This is a genomic window from Bacillus cereus group sp. RP43 (genome assembly GCF_040459645.1).
GTDB classification, from domain to species: Bacteria; Bacillota; Bacilli; order Bacillales; family Bacillaceae_G; genus Bacillus_A; species Bacillus_A mycoides_C.
The window spans coordinates 58,787-76,811 of sequence record NZ_JARVHQ010000002.1 but is presented as its reverse complement, the minus strand read 5'-3'; the positions used below and the strand labels follow the sequence as shown (position 1 = coordinate 76,811).

Genomic DNA, 18,025 nt, shown 5'->3' with positions numbered 1-18,025 from the left:
CTGGTTTTCCTGTTATAAAATTTTTCATAGTTCCATTTCCATTGTTTCTTTTTTTCTACTTGATTTCTTTGTAGCCTTTGACTGGTCTACATTACCTGAAGTAATAGGATCTGGCTCCTTGTCTTTTTCTTTACCATTCGTTTGTTTTCCGGTTAATGGCTGAAATTTTTTATCTACATCTATTTCTTTTGAAGTTATAGACTGATTCATCGCTATACCTTCTTTCCCAAGCTTCTCATCCACCTGATTTTCTAATTTTACTACGTGTTCCTGGCTTACCAGCTCATTATCAATCGAAACATATTTCGTTGTATAATACCGTTCTTCAGCTTTTACACGAGTGACAATACTATCAATATTATCTGGTGTTTCTTCATATTGTGAACGTCTGTATGCCTCGAATTTTCGGCTTAAATCCTTATCTAACGTAGTTGGCTCCTTTTCTTTTAAAGGCTGAATTTGTTGATCTAGAGAAGCAATAGGTGCATATCCCTCCGTCTTCATTTCTTTATATATTTCCACTTCTTTTTCATTAAATGAGTAATCTTTTTGCGCCTCCGCTTTATCAACTAAGAGTCCATATCGTTCATCTTTTACGATTTCATCTAGACTCATATTTGCATCTTTTTCATAAACAACAAATGACAAATTTCCTCTTCCATCAAATATAGAACTTTGCACCTTTTCATATAAATCTGGTTTCAAAATGTTATCTAGATAGACATTTTCTCGTTTCCCGTTCTTTTCCATTAAGGAAACATATAAATCGTCCCGATCTGTTTTATCTTGATTCCATACAGACAAATAATTGATATCTTTCGTAACAGCATCCATCATGTGGATTCTTGCCAGTTCTTCATTTTGTATACCGTTTGCTAATACTTCAATTGTTACTAAATGGTTGGGTGTCTCTTTCGATTTTTCTAATGTATTTTCTTGTACTTTTTCCATCGGTATTTCTTTGTTATTTCTATGATTCACTACCTCATTTCGTAACGCTTGTTTTACTTCATCCGATAGATACCTTTTCTCGTTTAATACTTGTTCATATGGTGTCTTGTAATCTCCATCCCCCATATCCAAACGATCCATACTCACAAGCTCCATTCTCCCAAAATCTCTATCTACTTCTTTGGGAATAGCTATATGATAACGGGTTTTATCATATGGTACGTAATCATCTCTTTCTTTTGCTTCCTCTTTTGCTTTTTCAATATTTGAAATGACTTCAGACATTTTTTCATTGGCTTCTCCAAATGGGATCAATTGATTACCTGTAAAATTTTCATTTTCACTCCATTGAATTAACATAGTTGGACGAGTAATTTCATCCTGATTTAATGCTGCATACTTTTCTTGATTCGCCTTGTTAAATGCTTCAATAAATTCTTTATCACTCAATTTTTCTGCACCTTCTACAGGCTCAAACGCTCGATTTTTATCTGCTTGTTCTCTTAAATGGTTAACAGAAACGAGTTCTTGTGTCGTGTTACTTAAACTCATGTATTCCACCAATAAGATATTTTTTTCATCCTGTTTTTCATTTCCTTTTGCCATACTTCCCACCTCTTTTTCATTTATTTGTTGTTTTTCTTTTTCTAAACTACTTTCAATCGTTTCGATGAATTCAATGGAAGTTTCATGTACTTCTTTCAACAACTTCGTTTTATCTTTCATTTCTTTTCCTTGTGTCCAGTTTGCTAAATAGCCTAAGGAATATTCACTTGTATCAATCCCAAAATAAGAAGATACGGCATAAGCCGTCATTTCTGCTTGAAACTCTTTTTCTGGTGTTGTGTAATTCATATGTGTCTCTGCTGTATGAAGTTTGGCATGCGCCAATTCGTGAAGAAGTGTTTTTACATTTTGTAATTCACTGTTTCTAGGATTCAAAGCAACCTCTTTTGTTAAGGTGTAACTAACCCCTTTTGCGACCCCAAGTTCTTGCTTCGGCTCAATAATTTTTACACCATTTTTTTCCGCAATGGCTTCCATTCCTTTATACAAACTCTGGTAATCTGTAACGCTCCCTTCTAGCCAACGATTCGGAAAAATACGAGGTAGATCTTTTGCTGTTGCACTTGTTTGAGCCGCATCAAACACATGACCGACAGCAAAATATAAGCGACCTGGTATCACTTCTACGCTTTTAGATTCAATTTGTTTCTTCTCTTCCTCATTTGCTTTAGTTACTGTTTTCCAAGTGCCTTCCTTGTCTTTAAATTTTGCTACAGTTCGGTTTGGAACAAGAATTTTAATTCCTTTCTCACCCTTCTTAACCGGAAAGCCTTTTTCTTTCCAAAAAGAAAAGGAACCAACTGCACTGGCTCCCTGGAATTGACTCTGTATTAATGAAATATTAGATGGTGAATAGTGATAAAACTTTGCCATAAACGTTAAGTACTCTTTTAAATCACCCGGTGTACGAAAATAACCTTCTACGCTTTTTTCCATCTTTTTTGTTAAAGCTTGCACCGCTTCTTTCTTTTCTTCTGGTGATTTTGTTTGATACTTTTTCTTATAATTTTTATTCATGATCTTCTCCTACTCTGTCACTCGCTCTTTGCAATTCCTCCATTTCTTCTTCATTCCATCTCTCCGCTGTATCAAAGAAAAGCTCATGAGTTTTTACATTAACCGGAACTAACATATTTTCTTGATTCATGACATGAATTGCTAGTTCTCTCACTTGTTCTCGTGTAATTTTGATTGTTAGTTCTTCATCTTTTACAAGTAACACAATATCATCTTCTCCAATTTCTTTAATGACTCCTAATGCGATATCATCACGAAATAATAACATCCTAATAACCTCCTGTTTTTTTATAAAAAGAAACAATGTAGCTTACGTTACATTGTTCTTTGATGCCTCATGATCTATACGTTTTTGTCTTGCATGACTAATTCGTTCCGCTACGACTTCTTTTGCTATCTTCACACTTCCCATCTCTTGTTTATCAGTCGTAATAAGGCTATCTACGCCCTCTAAAAAGAAATAACCATTTAATAACTCAATTAAAATTTGCGTATTTCTATCCGCACTATTTGCACCAAGACGAATTTTTGTTAGTTCACTTTTCAATACATCGTGTAAGTTTTTTGATACAACTTCAGAAATATAATTCAATGACCATTCTGAAATTTTTGATGCTTGATGTTCTCTACAAATCCTAACAATTGCTTCACCGTTATATCTTATGTTGTGTTCTTCCATGTAATCTTTAATATACGTATCTGTTTCCTCATCCAATGTAATTTGCATGCGAAAGTCCTTCATTTAATAACCCCTCTCATTTTGATATGCACTTTCTTTTTGCATACGCTCATAATACTTTTGGTTCTTCCAACTCTCATATTCACTTTTAAAAGCACGTTCCACTTTTCTCATAGAATACTGAATAGATACATTCTGTTGAAATTTTTGAAACGGCTTTGACTTCTTCATGTGATGGATTCTCTTTTGTTCCTTATCATATGCCTTCATTTCTTGTAAAAAGGCGTTCCCCATTCTTTTATATAAGTCATTAATTTTATTCGTCTTGTAATTTTCATATTGCTTCTTATCATACTTTCCTTCCCCATATGCTTCTTTAAAAACTTGCACTTCTTTATCTAACTTTTGGAGAAACTGATCGTAATCTTTTTTATGATGATGTTGAATATATCGACTGCTTAATTTATCAATTTCCGGCTTTAATGGTTGAATCGTATTGTAGCTATATTGCCACTGTCTTTTATCACTTGGTAACTGTTTATAGATTTGTAAAAACAACGGTTTCAGATGTTGATTACGCCAATCAAAAACCGAATCCTCTTTTTTCCTTCCCACCATATTCTTTCGAATCAGATCATTAATTTGTTTTTGTTCCTGCTTACGATCTAACAAATTATTTACGACTTTACCCTTCATCGCATCTAATGTTTTGGGTTTTCTTTTACCACGTTCTCTCGTTGGGAATGGTTCAACAGTTGCTACATGAATATGAATATTATCCGTATTAAAGTGAATCGCTGCTGACCAGATAGAGCTTTTTTCCAACCCCTCTCTTTTTTGCATTTCCTTCATCGCAAGCCGTGTTACATCCATTAACTTTTTTTCATCCAACGTTTTTGTTTTCTCATCATAAATTCCTTGTTTCTCTAACCAGGGATTATGAAAAGAAATGACATCTTGCCACATGATACTTCCATTCTCATGAGCGGTTTTAAACATTTCCTTTAAGGACTTTTTTTCACTTTCTGTTAAACGATTTGCGTGTTCCGTAAATAGTGCCGATGTCTTTTCTGAATTTCCCATATAGTCTTGATACGTTTCGAACATTTTCGGATTCAGCTTCACTTCACTTTTCGCTTCCTCCCGATCTACATAATCAATATAGTTTTGAAAAGCATCCGAACTTGGCAACACAAATTTCGTTTTTAAAACAACACCCGGTGTGACTGAAGACTGAACAGGAACCGCATTACTCATTTTCAACATCCTGCATCATCATTTGAATAAACTCATTCATTTTTTCCATTGCGCTATAACAATCACTCATCATATGGATGTTCTTTTCAATAAGATTTTCTAATTCCATTTCCCTTTTATTTTGTTGCTGAAAAAACGCCAACATTTCAATTTGTGCTTTCAAAAACTTTTGCCTGGATATTCCCTTTTCCTTTGCAATTTCATCTATTTTCTTTAAGGCAACTGGATCTATATCTCTTATTTTTAGATGCACAATTTCCGCTCCTTTCTGCAATTGTGGGTAGAGAACCAAAAATAGTGAGAAGAGCATAAGGGGTTTCTGCCCCCACCGAGGGTGTGGGGCTAGGCGGAGCCTAGCGAAACGATGGGGGCAAGAAAAGCTTCTAGGTGTAGACTCACTCACGACCCAAAACTCTCTAATGTAGACTCACTCACGACTCATTTTTTCGTGATGTGGACTCACTCACGATACGAAATCCCTTGATGTAGACTCACTCACGACATGACTTTTTTCACTTTTTATTAATTTCTAGTGACTTTTCTTCTAATTTTTTGATCTTATCTCGTGCAATTTTTTGTTCTCCTTTAAACAATTCAACGTTCTTTTCTGATGATTTTATTTTAGATTCTAAGGATGCTATTTTTGATTGTGTTTCCGTTTTTTCCGCTTCAGTTTGATACTTCATTTCATCTTTTAATTCTTTTACTTTTTCATAAACTGTCTTCGCATTTTCTTCTTCCATTTTGATTGCTTTTCCATAATTTTTTATTTTTGTTTCGATATCTTTTTTGTCTCTTTCTATAAAATCTAGCTCATATGTTTTTTTATCTTCAGCTAACAATTCATCATTTGCTTTTGTTTTTCTTTGATCGGTAAAAATCGTCTGAACTAATTTATTCGGACTTTTTGTTGATGCATTTTCTTCTTCATATTCGTTAACATCTTGCGTGAATTTACGAATATCCATTTGTTCTTTTTCACCGTTTTTATTGTAAATATCGAAAGCTAATGCTCCCCAATTCGGAGATAACTCTGTTACTTCCACCACATAATTCCCGTTCTCTTCATACAACACTTTGACAGGTAATTGAACACCAGACTTTACTTTTTCTTGTGCTTTAAACGTAAATCCTGTTTCCTCATACCCTTCTATTCGAAAACGAATTTGTATAAAGTTTTTGTGTGGATTGTATTCCCTTTGTTCTACAATCAATTTCCCCATACCCGACAACTTAATTACTTTATTTGTTTCTGTATGGAATAGTTTTTCATCGTTTGGCATGTAAATTTTAGATGTCAAGAAAGCGAAAAAACCCAAAAATAGAAAGCTGATAATTGTTAGGTAGACCCACGACTTATTTTTTCTTAGATTGATTCTTTCACTTTTCTTACCAATCGCACCTATCACACTCTCACCCCACCTTTTTTCGTTATAAGACTTTCATATTGAGTTCTTCTACACTCGTAACTCGCCATGTTTCTTTTTCTTTTTTTATGATGATTCGCAACACATTGTTTACTTTTTCTTCTCGATTTTGCGATGAATCTGTCGTGACATTTATAAATTCAGCTAGCACATTTACCTCCTCTTTATCGGGTTCATTTTCTTGTAAATAAAATTTCATTTCTATTGGTTTCGTTTTATACGTATCTCCTAATTCGTATTTACCAGTTGGATAAAATTGTTGTAAAAGTTCTTCACTCATAATGGATTTTGCTTTTTCTTTTCGCTCACTGTATCCTTCTTTTTCTCGGTGAAATGATAATTGAATGAACGTTTCGGCTGTCGATAAGTACGCCCTTCTCTGTTGTTCTTGTGCGGAAGGAAGCACCTTATCCAGTCGTTTTTTTAAGTCTTCATTTTGTTTTGTTAGTAATTCATTTGAAAGTTTCAACTGTTTTTCTTTGCCATCACTCATTGATTTTTTGCTCAAATAGATATTAAAAGCTGTCACACCTACAACTAAAATGACAAACACAATAAACAAGAATTTTCGTTTATCCTTCATATCAATTCCTCCTTTACATGATTCTATAAATTAAAAACCCTGAACAAAAACAAAGAAGGCATAACAAGATTAATAGTATTAGTTCTGTCTTCTTTTTAAATAATGTGGTTACTTTACCTTTTGTAGCTTCCTCTAAAATTTCATCATTCACTGCAATAAATACCGTAAATGCTAAGAACGGAACCGCAACGATTAAATCAATATCTACACTTACAAGACCTAATACTAAATTGACAGCCATAACCACTAAGAACAGATATACTTTCGATCTATCTAATGACAACATTTTTTCACACTCCTATTCTTCTAGAATCGCCTTACGTGACCAGAAAAGACTTTTTTCCAATACGGATTATTTAAATCTTCAATAGAAACACCTTTATTTGTTTGGCATCCTATGAAAGTATTTTTATCAATTACAATGCCAACGTGTCCGTCATGTTTGTAGGTATCAAAGAAAATAACATCACCCGGTTTCATATCATTTGCTGATACTTTTGTACCGATTTTATTTAATGTTTCCGTACTTACAGCTCCAATTGGACTGGTATACATCCCTACTTGTTCGAATGCCCAACGTACAAAACTTGAACAATCAAAAATCCCTCTTGCAATGTCATTTGTGTTACGTCCTCCACCAAATACATAGGTAGAACGCCCTATCCATTGACGACCTACATCGGCAACTTTTGAACCACTACTTCCTCCACTTCCTGGATTTCCTCCTCCACCAGAAACAACAGAACCCGGCTGATAATATTTTAAAACCGCATCAACGTACAATATATCGCCATAACACGCTTGATACGGTACGGCTTCTGGTCTAAGGCAATGATACATACCCGTGTGGGCTACTTTTTTGTATTGCTCCTGTGAGAATTTTATCGCTAATTCCTTTGTATATTTACCACCATTTGAGTTAACAAAATCAAAAAATCCTGTTCCAAAATTGTAGGCTTGAAGTGCTGTTTTAATATGATCCATGTCACCTGGACTCGTTACACCAGCTCTTTCTATCGCATGTTTAAATTCCTGTACACCAGCCCAAATACTATAATCTGGATCAGTAATACAGTTTGGTGACTTACAATATTTCGTATTAAATGCACCTTCCGAACTTTGCATCGGATCGCTACCTCGACCTCCACTTTCTTGCATCATTTGAGCAAGCATTAAAGCAACAAATGGTTCCACACCAAAGGCTTTCGCATGCTTCCGAATCGTTGGCTCCCATTTTAAAACTTCAGGCGAAACATTCATGACTTGCCCTTCACCTGTATACGTAATATCCCCTGCATCTGTTCCACTTTCGCCACCCATTGCCGCAATAAAAATACTCATAACTCCAAGTAAAAGAAAAGAAAAAAGACCCATCACAAGTAGCGCTAAAGTGATGAGCCATTTCTTTGGTATAACCTTCAAAACTAGATGCATGGTATTAAGCACCTCCCCCGAATAACATCAATTCTTCGTCTGTTACTTCTACATGAAAATGAATGTTTTTTACAGCCCCAATACTTAAGATGACATCCCCTGTTGGCAAATGTGGAATCGCTGCAATTTCACTTTCACTTAACTGTCCTGCAAATACTTTTCGTAACATATCTAAACTATTGTTATCTTGTTGCATGATGAATTTGTACTGTGTAAGTTCAAAGAGCTTTTTGATTTCATCAATCATTTCTTGTGAAGATCCTTCCGGTACAAAATCTCGGATCGTATGACTTGCATATAAAAGACCTGCAAAATATTTTCGGTCTTCTCGACTAAATTTAATTAAAAATTGTAAAGCGTGAGCACTTTCTTTTCGTGTGTTAATTATATGATGTGCTTCGTCAATAATAATGAAATATCGAATGACATCTTCAAAAGCAATTTGCTTTTTGTTAAAGGCTCTTAATTGAGGTGCACCATTTGATATCATTTCATCCCATAGGAGATTTAACACATTAAAGATTTGCGCTTGAAACACTTCTGCTTTAGAACTGGATATATTCCGTAAAGAAAAAGATACAACTTGTTCTTTCTTGAAATCTTCAATTGTAGAATGCCCATCGAATAATTGTGCATACACTTCTACTAGATTCATAAGATTTAATTCAATTAATTCTAAACGATGGATTCTACTGTCTCCTAAATTTTCATGGTGCTTTTTACTTACTACATCTTGATATAACTCTTTACGAACAAAATTTAAAAAATCAGAGAAAATAGGATATTCTTTTGGTTTTCTTGTTGTAATTTCATTTATTGCTCCCTTTTTATCATTCCATAATCCCATACGAATATATAATTTTCGAAGCAAATTTTCATACTCTTTAATTTCATCATCTTTTGCTTCTGGTGCAATAAAGCGATAAAAAGTTGTCATTTTAGATAAATGCTGAATGAAACTAACTTCCTCACTTTCTGCTGTCTTATATACTTGAAGTGGGTTAATTTGACCTTGTGATCCATCTAATGCAATTGTTTTTCCATTCAAGTCACGTACTGTTTCCTCAAATTCACCTACAATATCAAAAATACGGATAAAATGTCCTTTACTTGCATAATCCACGGCTTTCTTTTTGAGTAAGGTTGATTTTCCAGCACCAGGCTTTCCAACCATTACACCGTTATAACTCTTTCTTTGTTTGTCTTTATGAAAAATATCAAAAATAACATTTCCTTTTGTTTTCGTTGTTCCATAATACGTACCGTATGGATCGTGCAAATAAGAATAGTGAAATGGACATCCACCAGCCAAACTGACTGCCGGAATTTCTTTCCCTTTTCTTCGGTTTACATAATTTTTTTGTGTATCAAAGCTCGTTACAAGTGCATCCCATTCATACTCTTGTTCATTTAAAAAGACAGCTCCTCGAAAGTTATAGGATTCTAATGTTTCCATGATTTCTTTTACTTGTTTTTCTAACTCATCTAATGTTCTAGCGGAAACATAGATACGGATGTGAATACGCTTCATGACTTCACCTTGTTTTAAGTCCGTATAAAGAGCTTCCAGCTCTAAGAATTCATTTTTCGCATCAATCCGATCTATATTATCTTTCGCTGTATCATGACGAACACTTTGTTCACTCATGGATTTATTAATGGATTCAACGACCTCTTTTCGGTCATCACTCATTACATCTAGTGTTGTAATCACATTAGGCATATTCATAATTTGTTCTAACCAAAAATCATTTACCTCTGTTGGATAATCATAGATATGAATGCAAGTAGCAAATCCATCACCTGTTTGCACATAACTTTCTTTAAAACTTACACCCCCTTGCGGCTGAACCCTAGCTACTAAATAAGGATTGTAACCTTTCTTCTTTTTTATTTCTTTTTGTTTTTCCTTTTTGGATTTTTTATTTTTGAACGCAAACATCTTATTTCCCCCTCACTACCATATATTTTTCGTTCCCAATTTCGCATTTTGATTAAACAATTTAAACATAAGTTCTAACTTTTTCTCTTCATCCACCTCCAATAGTTCGGTAGAGCGTTTAATATACCGTTTAGCCGCATCCACACGTTCTTTTACGATTAATTCCGTTTCTCCGTAAATAAATAAGAAAGCTTCACGATTTGTTCGTCCCCATTCTAAAAATTGAAGTTCTTTTAACTTCTGATTTAAAATCCGTTCATACAAAGGGCTGGTACATTCTTTGATTTTTTTCTCTATATACCGTTGTTGTTCGGTTGTTTGACATGGGAAGTTTAAAAAAACGAGTTTAATTGACTGTTTGTAGGCTTGATAAAAATAAGCATGTGAGAAAATAACAAATGCTTGTTCTTCGCTATTCTTAGAGAACATATCGTCACCTTCGACTTGAAGGATTTCTAAAAACTCCTCATTTTTCAGTTCAAATATGCCATCCTCCGTCATATCTACGATTTGCATAATATCCACAATACTTTTCTTCACCTTTGGTGGTGCTTCTTTCTTTTTTCTAGATAAAAAGCCTAAAAGTTTTGGATTTTTCTTTTTCACAACATCTTTCTTTGGCTTTTCTTTCTTCTGCTTTTTCACTTTGCTTTCTGCCTTTGTTTGTTCTTCCTCTTTCTTTTTTGTAGGTAACACTTTAACAATTTCTTTGGGTTCGGAAAGTGTTTTTTCTACATTTTTTTCGTTAAAATGAAATGCCTTTTTAACCGGTCTTTCTATTTGTTTTGGCTTCTCTTTTTCCACATCTTTTTCACTGAATAACGCCATATGTGATCCCTCCCTTATTGATCGTTATCAATGGCACAATATGCACCTTTTCTTCTTAACAATGTAATAATCAACACTTCATACATTCGTTTTTGAGGATTCGTACTTGGTCGCCAAATCATAATTATTGCAATAGCTGCCATGAAAATAACAAATGGTAACTGAAAGGAATCATGTACGAAATTCCTAAGAATCATCGTTACAACTAATAAACCAATTAATAAAAAGAAGTCTATTAAATAAAGCACTTTATTAATCCGTAATTCTGTACTGATTTCCTTCGGAATCCGATAGCTTCTCATCGGGATTTCCTCCTTTTCGACAATAAAAAATAAGCGTACGATTACGCTTATTTTTTATCTGTATTATTTTTATTTTTGCTTACAATATCTCTCCAACTTTTACCTGTATTCTGACCCATCTGATAAAAACGCTTTGTATTTTGTACCGTTTCAGTATTATTAATTCGTTCTTGCACTCCTTTTACTTTTTGTTTCATGGATGATGTCGTATTTTTAACTTTATCCGTTGTATATTGTCCTAATGTCCGTGTTTCATGACTACTACTTGCTGCCACTTCTCTATCACTTTCATAAGGAATAATCGGGCTACTGTGTGTCACCGTTACGATATCGGCTGGTGCCGGACTACTTCCACTTGCTACTGGTCTTGATGTTTCCATTGGTGCCGGGCTACTTCCACCTGTTACTGGTCTTGATGTTTCCATTGGTGCCGGGCTTCCTCCACCTGTTACTGGTCTTGATGTTTCCATTGGTGTCGGGCTACTTCCACCTGTTACTGGTCTTGATGTTTCCATTGGTGCCGGGCTTCCTCCACCTGTTACTGGTCTTGATGTTTCCATTGGTGCCGGGCTACTTCCACTTGCTACTGGTCTTGATGTTTCCATTGGTGCCGGGCTACTTCCACCTGTTACTGGTCTTGATGTTTCCATTGGTGCCGGGCTTCCTCCACCTGTTACTGGTCTTGATGTTTCCATTGGTGCCGGGCTTCCTCCACCTGTTACTGGTCTTGATGTTTCCATTGGTGTCGGGCTACTTCCACTTGCTACTGGTCTTGATGTTTCCATTGGTGCCGTTTGACTTCCTTCACTTGCTACTGGTCTTACTGTTCCTGCCGTTTGACTTCCTTCACTTGTTCCTTGTCTTACTGTTCCTGCCGTTTGACTTCCTTCACTTGCTACTGGTCTTACTGTTCCTGCCGTTTGACTTCCTTCACTTGCTCCTTGTCTTACTCCTCCTGCTGTTTGACTTCCTTCACTTGCTCCTTGTCTTCCTTCACTTGCTCCTTGTCTTACTCCTTCTGCTGTTTGACTTCCTTCACTTGCTCCTCCTGCTGTTTGACTTCCTTCACTCGCTCCTTGTCTTACTCCTCCTGCTGCTTGATTTTCTTCACTTGCTCCACTTACTTTTCCAGCTTCCTTCATTTCATCTTGAAGACTTGTTGTTCCTGATTCTTGCCCACTTGCTACCTCTGGTTTTTCATTCCCTTCTTTTTTCATATCTTCTTGAATAGATGGATTACCACCATTCTTTTTATCTTCTTCCTTATTTAAGTTACCTTTTTCCTTTTCTTTATTCGCTACATCATTGCCTTGTGTTTTCTTTTGATCCGCTTTTTTCATCTGATCTTGCAAAGACTCTTTATTTCCGGATTCATTCCCTTTTTTCAAGCCCCCTATGATACCTGCCATATCTCCAGCCGCATTTGCGGTTTTTGTTGCTGCAACACCAGCCCCTTTTGCTGCACCTTTTGCTCCTTTTCCAATCATATTTCCTAGACCTTTCATTGGTTTTGAATTTGCAAGACTACCAATTCCTTTACCAAGTGCGAAACCACCTGCTAAACCACCTGCTAACAAGCCCCAACTGCTTTTCAATCCAATATCTATACCGAATAACCTTTCTACAACTGCCGGGCCATCTAGAACTGCCATACTAAATGCCGCTAATGCAATAAGATAAGGTACACCATTTAATTTGTCATGGAGAAACGCCGTTCCCATTATATATAGCTTTAAAGATAGGAATATCATAATTGTTGCTATAAATATATTGAGGATATTCGATAGTACTGCTTTCAATTTTTGACCATTTGCAATATCTGCTGGCGCTAAAATATTGGCTAACAAGTAGTTAAATGCCAACTCATAAAATAATCTAGCTAACTTAATACTTACTAATAACAAAGTTGCACCTGTTATCAGTAAAGTAAAGAAGATATTCCAAAAGTTCCAATGCCAGCGATAATACTTTTCTGGAAAGAAATCAAACCAGCCATCTTTCAATTCAGCTAAAGATGCAACTCCTAACCCATCCATTACCCTTTTATTTTTCAATATTTTCTGTCCATCATCTGTTAACTTTTTATCTTTTGCGAATTCAAAATCCGAGTCAATTTTTTCGGTAATATCTATCCACCTAATATTTTTTTCCGGAATATGATTTTTCGGGCTCATATCTTCTTTCTTTTTCCAATTATTTTGATCTATTACTGCAACATCCGTTATATTTTTCTTAATAATCTCATCGCTCAAAGAGCCTTTTTGCTCTGATTTCACAAACGCAATTGCATCATCTGTGAACTTATCGACCTTTGTCATACCAGTACTTAGCAAGCAAAGTACACACAAAGTAATGAAAATATTAATGATAATTTGAGAACGGTTCATTTGTTTGTTCATAATGAACATGTAGCCAATATATAAAAACGATATGGCTAAAAGAACGACAAACAATGGATATAACATATCAACAAAATTTTGTATTTCTGGTAAATTAAAGAATCCTTTAATCCCCAGTATGGCATCTGTGACACCTTCTAAAGCATCTACAACTAAAGATAAGCCTACAATTAGGAACCATCCTATCCAACGAAATACATAATTCACGATGTCTCCTACTTGAAGATAATCCGAGAACGCTTCTATAGTTTTTAAAATCTCTTCATCTTTCACCATTTATCCTCCTCTCTTGTTTATTACTGCCCTAATACTTCCTTTGCTGTCCAATTCACCCTTTCATTCAGTCTGTCAATACGAATAATCAGTTTCCCTTTTTGTTCCCGATCTACTGAAAGGAAAAGAACCGCATCTTCTAGCCCAAGAATGACCTCATTTTCTTCTGTTACGAATGGCGAGTAACTATCTAAAATCAATTGCATTTTATCCGTTATTATCGGTACACTCATTCTCTCTTCCTCCTTTATGTTTGGATTCAAAAAAGCACTCAAATAATTGAGTGCTTTTCTAACTTGTTACGTGCTCTTTTTCTTCTAAATCACGTAAAATTCGATTCATCTTATTTTCAACTGCTTGATAAACACCTTTGTCGATATGGTCATTGTGAGCCAACATTTGAAATTCATTGTAAAACTCGCCCATTTTTTGATTTTCAACCTCATCTATGGCTTTCCCTAACTGTGCTAAAAAGAACTTATCAACCAGTTTCAAAACCGCTAAATCAGTTTCAAAAAATTCAATAACCGTTTTCGATTTCCAATTTTCAATAGTGAGTGAATCAAATGGATTATCTTCTTGCTGAAACGCCTCTTCTGGAATGTCTTCATCAATCCCCATCATTTTATGTTCTTCTGTTGGCTGCGGTGGCTCTACTGGTGAAGAAGTTTCCTGTTCTGGCTCTGGTGCTTCTTTCTTGGTTTGTTCTGCCTTTCTCTCTCCTAAAAAATCTACAATGAGTTTTTTCGGATCTACATCATCATGTAGGGAATCAATATCTATATCTAAAATAGATTTATCTGTATCGAACTCTACTCCCAAGTACTCCCATCTGTATTTTAAGGCTGTTTCTTCTGTATTATAAATTGGTCGTGGTCTAATTCGTTTCCGCTCATTATCTTGACGTTTTATAACACGAATAACAGCACTTTCTCCTTCTTTAAAACTCATCAGTTCATTTGATATTAACAACGGTCGTTGATCTAGACCTTCCGTTTTATTTTTATCAGTAGAAAGACCTTTTCCACTTCGGGAAGGTAGGTTAATTGTCTGATTCCCAAGCTTTTTGGACACTTTTTCGGCTGTTTCTTGATCGTTTGTTAGAATGTAGATGGTATTCCCACAGTTTCCATCAATGGTATCTGCATCATCTCCATATTTATTTTTTATTTGTGCATACGCTTGAACAACAAGGTTAAAGCGTATATTTCTACCGAGACAAACCGTAATAATATTCGCCATTCCTTCAATACTCGGCATGTTGCCAAATTCATCAAGTAAAAATACTACTTCACGGTGGCATTCTCCCCCTCGAGCAAGCGATGCCCCCTTCGCTAATATGAAATAGAGCTGTCTTACAAAAATAGAAGCAATGACATGATTCGAAGAATCATAGTCTGGTGTAATCATAAAGATAGCAATTGGTTTATCAAAGAAGTCAATCTTTGTTACCTGTATATCTTCATGTTTCTTTAACAATTGAAACTCTGTATCCCCTGTCTTATCATCTATTTTCGTAATAGAAACTATTATTTCTTTATCACTCCCTTTTTCAATAATTTGTATTGTGTCCTTCACTTTTATTTTTTGTTTGAAATCCAATACAAAACGTCCTATAACATCTGTTTTTACAGATTCTTTTGAACCATCCGGGAATATAATTTCCACTCGTTTTCTAGGTATTGCTTTTCCTTTAATGGTTTTCCCAAAACCTACACGCTTTAAGTCTACACTGTTTTTTGCTGTCATTTTTGCAATTTCATCGAACGTAAAGATTGAGAGTCCGTTCATTGTTTGGGTGAAGATTCCGCCTCGTGTCGTTCCTTTCGAGAAGTTTGAGGTTGCATATTGCATTTTCGCAACACTATCTGCTGGCAAACCTTCAAAGTATAAATCTAATGCATTTTGTGGATCTGCTTCCGGATCTACGATTACCTCTTTTGAACCAAGTTCTGATAACATATTTGCTACTGCATACATTGTGATTTTTTCTTCTGTTCCTTCTGCAATACATTTATCCGTAACAGCTAATATCATGGCATTGCACAAGCTCATAGCGCACTGTTGCCAAAAAGGATCTTTGACAGTTGGGTTGTAATACAAAGTGTGAGAAAGTGTTTTACATAGTGCTTGAGCTGTTGAATAATCTCCATCTTTATAAGCATCTTTTACAAGCTGCAATAAGTTATAACTCATAGAATCAAGCGGGTTTAACAAGTTCAAAACTTCAAAGTGATACCCTCTTTCTTCCAGGGTATCTTTCGATGCCGTAAATAGTTCCCCTTTTGGTGTATTAATAATTAAAGAAGGCTGATGCTCCGCTCTGGAATAAACATCTATCGTTGGAAAAACAAATGTTTCCCCTTTACCAGAGCGAGTTGTACCAATGATTAAATTGTTTACAGGACTATCATCAATGAATACTTTGTCACCTAGTCGAGAGATAACAACACCACCGCCACCTTTAAATGATTTCTCTCGATCTGGTACGGCTCGATATTGCTTTTTCAGCTCTTCAACTGTTGTAAAACGACTAGATCCTTTCTGATGATTATTTAAGTTTTTAAAGGAAGATTTCAATTTGTACACTGTTCTTACTATGGTTCCAATTACTACAAGGAAAACAAGCATGTAATAAATCGGATGCTCTGCAATCGGCATTCGAAAAAGAAATCCTATATCCATATGAAATGGTTTTGGATGTAATAAATCACTAAATGTTGTTCTTATTAACTCTAAAGTCAAATTGAGTAAAAAATTAGCGACTAAAAACATTCCAACAAACAAAAAAGTACTCAATGGAATGAGTACTTTTTTTTCAGCTAACTTATATTTAATTGATATTTCATCTTTATACATGGGTAAGTAAATCCCCCTTTAAACCGTTATATCTGATTTTGATTCTTGTTTATTTAATTCTGTTGGTTTCTCTGGATTTGTTGGCTTTTCTGGTTCTGTAGGTTTTTCCGGTTCTGTTGGTTTACCTGGATCTGTCGGTTTCTCTGGTTCTGTTGGTTTTTCCGGTTCTGTTGGTTTCTCTGGTTCTGTTGGTTTCTCTGGATCTGTTGGTTTTTCTGGATCTGTTGGCTTTTCTGGATCTGTTGGTTTCTCTGGTTCTGTTGGTTTTTCTGGATCTGTTGGTTTCTCTGGTTCTGTTGGTTTCTCTGGATCTGTTGGCTTTTCTGGATCTGTTGGTTTCTCTAGATCTGTTGGCTTTTCTGGATCTGTTGGTTTCTCTGGATCTGTTGGCTTTTCTGGATCTGTTGGCTTTTCTGGATCTGTTGGTTTCTCTGGATCTGTTGGCTTTTCTGGATCTGTTGGCTTTTCTGGATCTGTTGGTTTCTCTGGATCTGTTGGCTTTTCTGGATCTGTTGGTTTCTCTGGTTCTGTTGGTTTCTCTGGATCTGTTGGTTTCTCTGGATCTGTTGGTTTCTCTGGATCTGTTGGCTTTTCTGGATCTGTTGGCTTTTCTGGATCTGTTGGCTTTTCTGGATCTGTTGGTTTCTCTGGTTCTGTTGGTTTTTCTGGATCTGTTGGTTTCTCTGGTTCTGTTGGTTTTTCTGGATCTGTTGGTTTCTCTGGTTCTGTTGGTTTCTCTGGTTCTGTTGGTTTTTCTGGGTCTGTTGGTTTTTCCGGTTCTGTCGGTTTCTCTGGATTTGTTGGTTTCTCTGGATTTGTTGGTTTCTCTGGTTCTGTTGGTTTCTCTGGTTCTGTCGGTTTCTCTGGATTTGTTGGTTTCTCCGGCTCTATTGGTGGTTTTGGTTTTTCTATCCCTATATTTTCCGTATTACCATTCTCACCCTCCGGTGTAATTGGTGGGTTCACAATTGCATCTGGTTTCTTCTCTGGTGGAAGAATATCTCCTATACTCGCTACTGAAGAATCAATATTTTGATCGCCAAATGCAAAATGATCTCCATTCACGGTGACTTGTGGCTTATTATCTGTAATAGCTGCAATCACATTATCCTTTGCTGTATCTTGAATTGATTTATCTGTTGTTTCTTTATCAAAGAGTACTAGAACACGAGAAGTGGTTTCATCCCCATTTTGAAGATTACTTACAATAGATTTTTCTTTAAAATTAATTTTTGATTTATCCAATTCTTCGAGTACATAAGCAACTTCATTATCTTTACTTTGAATTGCGTTTTCTGTAATTGCTTCAAAATCTTGTTTGTTCAGATTTTCTTTCTTTTCCTCCGGCTTATTTTTATCTACTTTTTTTGTAATAGCTGACTTATTTTTTGAAGATTCCTTACTTCCAAACCAACTGCACCCTGTAGTTCCCAATATCAATGAACCACCAAGAAAAACAATTCCCATTTTTTTATACAGATTCTCATAATTTAATGGCATGTTATTT

General features: G+C 35.5%; 16 protein-coding genes. All 16 read right to left on the bottom strand.

What is annotated here, in order from left to right; all coding sequences use genetic code 11:
• Positions 1–24: 24 nt before the first annotated feature.
• The 16 genes from QCI75_RS27095 to QCI75_RS27020 all read right to left on the bottom strand — a co-directional run bounded on the left by QCI75_RS27095 (position 25) and on the right by QCI75_RS27020 (position 18,018).
• Positions 25–2,535, bottom strand: a complete 2,511-nt coding sequence (locus tag QCI75_RS27095; RefSeq protein ID WP_353761640.1) for an LPD25 domain-containing protein — start codon at positions 2,533–2,535, stop codon at positions 25–27.
• A complete protein-coding gene (locus tag QCI75_RS27090; RefSeq protein ID WP_353761638.1) occupies positions 2,528–2,803 on the bottom strand; it encodes a hypothetical protein in 276 nt (91 codons plus the stop codon). The genes QCI75_RS27095 and QCI75_RS27090 overlap by 8 nt, the downstream gene beginning before the upstream one ends.
• Positions 2,804–2,845: 42 nt before the next feature.
• The gene (locus QCI75_RS27085; protein ID WP_353761637.1) at positions 2,846–3,277 is read right to left on the bottom strand and encodes a hypothetical protein; all 432 of its coding nucleotides are present in this window, start codon (positions 3,275–3,277) and stop codon (positions 2,846–2,848) included.
• Positions 3,278–4,471, bottom strand: coding sequence for a MobP2 family relaxase (gene mobP2 / locus QCI75_RS27080; RefSeq protein ID WP_353761635.1), 1,194 nt, complete (start codon positions 4,469–4,471; stop codon positions 3,278–3,280). It abuts the gene before it with no gap.
• Positions 4,464–4,724 carry a hypothetical protein gene (locus QCI75_RS27075; protein WP_098289353.1) on the bottom strand — a complete coding sequence of 87 codons (261 nt, stop codon included), beginning with the start codon at positions 4,722–4,724 and terminating at the stop codon, positions 4,464–4,466. The genes mobP2 and QCI75_RS27075 overlap by 8 nt, the downstream gene beginning before the upstream one ends.
• A gap of 259 nt (positions 4,725–4,983) precedes the next feature.
• Positions 4,984–5,880, bottom strand: coding sequence for a hypothetical protein (locus QCI75_RS27070; protein ID WP_353761634.1), 897 nt, complete (start codon positions 5,878–5,880; stop codon positions 4,984–4,986).
• Between the two features lie 22 nt (positions 5,881–5,902).
• Positions 5,903–6,481, bottom strand: a complete 579-nt coding sequence (locus QCI75_RS27065) for a MerR family transcriptional regulator (protein ID WP_353761633.1) — start codon at positions 6,479–6,481, stop codon at positions 5,903–5,905.
• A 13-nt stretch (positions 6,482–6,494) separates the two neighbouring features.
• Positions 6,495–6,767, bottom strand: a complete 273-nt coding sequence (locus QCI75_RS27060; RefSeq protein WP_353761632.1) for a hypothetical protein — start codon at positions 6,765–6,767, stop codon at positions 6,495–6,497.
• 20 nt (positions 6,768–6,787) lie between these two features.
• On the bottom strand, positions 6,788–7,915 hold the full coding sequence (locus QCI75_RS27055) for a bifunctional lytic transglycosylase/C40 family peptidase (RefSeq protein WP_353761631.1): 1,128 nt from the start codon (positions 7,913–7,915) through the stop codon (positions 6,788–6,790).
• A 4-nt stretch (positions 7,916–7,919) separates the two neighbouring features.
• Positions 7,920–9,857: a VirB4 family type IV secretion system protein gene (locus tag QCI75_RS27050; RefSeq protein WP_353761630.1), complete on the bottom strand. Its 1,938-nt coding sequence runs from the start codon at positions 9,855–9,857 to the stop codon at positions 7,920–7,922.
• Positions 9,858–9,872: 15 nt separating this feature from the next.
• Positions 9,873–10,685 carry a hypothetical protein gene (locus QCI75_RS27045; RefSeq protein ID WP_353761629.1) on the bottom strand — a complete coding sequence of 271 codons (813 nt, stop codon included), beginning with the start codon at positions 10,683–10,685 and terminating at the stop codon, positions 9,873–9,875.
• A gap of 14 nt (positions 10,686–10,699) precedes the next feature.
• Positions 10,700–10,987 (bottom strand): DUF5592 family protein, encoded by a 288-nt coding sequence (locus QCI75_RS27040; RefSeq protein WP_002130425.1) that lies wholly within the window; start codon positions 10,985–10,987, stop codon positions 10,700–10,702.
• 47 nt (positions 10,988–11,034) lie between these two features.
• Complete coding sequence (locus tag QCI75_RS27035; RefSeq protein ID WP_353761628.1) at positions 11,035–13,659, bottom strand: pLS20_p028 family conjugation system transmembrane protein; 2,625 nt, start codon at positions 13,657–13,659, stop codon at positions 11,035–11,037.
• A 23-nt stretch (positions 13,660–13,682) separates the two neighbouring features.
• On the bottom strand, positions 13,683–13,892 hold the full coding sequence (locus tag QCI75_RS27030) for a hypothetical protein (protein WP_002166624.1): 210 nt from the start codon (positions 13,890–13,892) through the stop codon (positions 13,683–13,685).
• 58 nt (positions 13,893–13,950) lie between these two features.
• Positions 13,951–16,518, bottom strand: coding sequence for a VirD4-like conjugal transfer protein, CD1115 family (locus QCI75_RS27025; protein ID WP_353761627.1), 2,568 nt, complete (start codon positions 16,516–16,518; stop codon positions 13,951–13,953).
• An 18-nt stretch (positions 16,519–16,536) separates the two neighbouring features.
• Positions 16,537–18,018: a hypothetical protein gene (locus tag QCI75_RS27020; protein ID WP_353761626.1), complete on the bottom strand. Its 1,482-nt coding sequence runs from the start codon at positions 18,016–18,018 to the stop codon at positions 16,537–16,539.
• Positions 18,019–18,025 lie beyond the last annotated feature (7 nt).

Bases quoted from the DNA above. Each gene is read 5' to 3' on its own strand.
- QCI75_RS27095 (WP_353761640.1), bottom strand. From the start codon at position 2,535: ATGAATAAAAATTATAAGAAAAAGTATCAAACAAAATCACCAGAAGAA.
- QCI75_RS27090 (WP_353761638.1), bottom strand. From the start codon at position 2,803: ATGTTATTATTTCGTGATGATATCGCATTAGGAGTCATTAAAGAAATT.
- QCI75_RS27085 (WP_353761637.1), bottom strand. From the start codon at position 3,277: ATGAAGGACTTTCGCATGCAAATTACATTGGATGAGGAAACAGATACG.
- mobP2 (WP_353761635.1), bottom strand. From the start codon at position 4,471: ATGAGTAATGCGGTTCCTGTTCAGTCTTCAGTCACACCGGGTGTTGTT.
- QCI75_RS27065 (WP_353761633.1), bottom strand. From the start codon at position 6,481: ATGAAGGATAAACGAAAATTCTTGTTTATTGTGTTTGTCATTTTAGTT.
- QCI75_RS27060 (WP_353761632.1), bottom strand. From the start codon at position 6,767: ATGTTGTCATTAGATAGATCGAAAGTATATCTGTTCTTAGTGGTTATG.
- QCI75_RS27055 (WP_353761631.1), bottom strand. From the start codon at position 7,915: ATGCATCTAGTTTTGAAGGTTATACCAAAGAAATGGCTCATCACTTTA.
- QCI75_RS27050 (WP_353761630.1), bottom strand. From the start codon at position 9,857: ATGTTTGCGTTCAAAAATAAAAAATCCAAAAAGGAAAAACAAAAAGAA.
- QCI75_RS27045 (WP_353761629.1), bottom strand. From the start codon at position 10,685: ATGGCGTTATTCAGTGAAAAAGATGTGGAAAAAGAGAAGCCAAAACAA.
- QCI75_RS27040 (WP_002130425.1), bottom strand. From the start codon at position 10,987: ATGAGAAGCTATCGGATTCCGAAGGAAATCAGTACAGAATTACGGATT.
- QCI75_RS27030 (WP_002166624.1), bottom strand. From the start codon at position 13,892: ATGAGTGTACCGATAATAACGGATAAAATGCAATTGATTTTAGATAGT.
- QCI75_RS27025 (WP_353761627.1), bottom strand. From the start codon at position 16,518: ATGTATAAAGATGAAATATCAATTAAATATAAGTTAGCTGAAAAAAAA.
- QCI75_RS27020 (WP_353761626.1), bottom strand. From the start codon at position 18,018: ATGCCATTAAATTATGAGAATCTGTATAAAAAAATGGGAATTGTTTTT.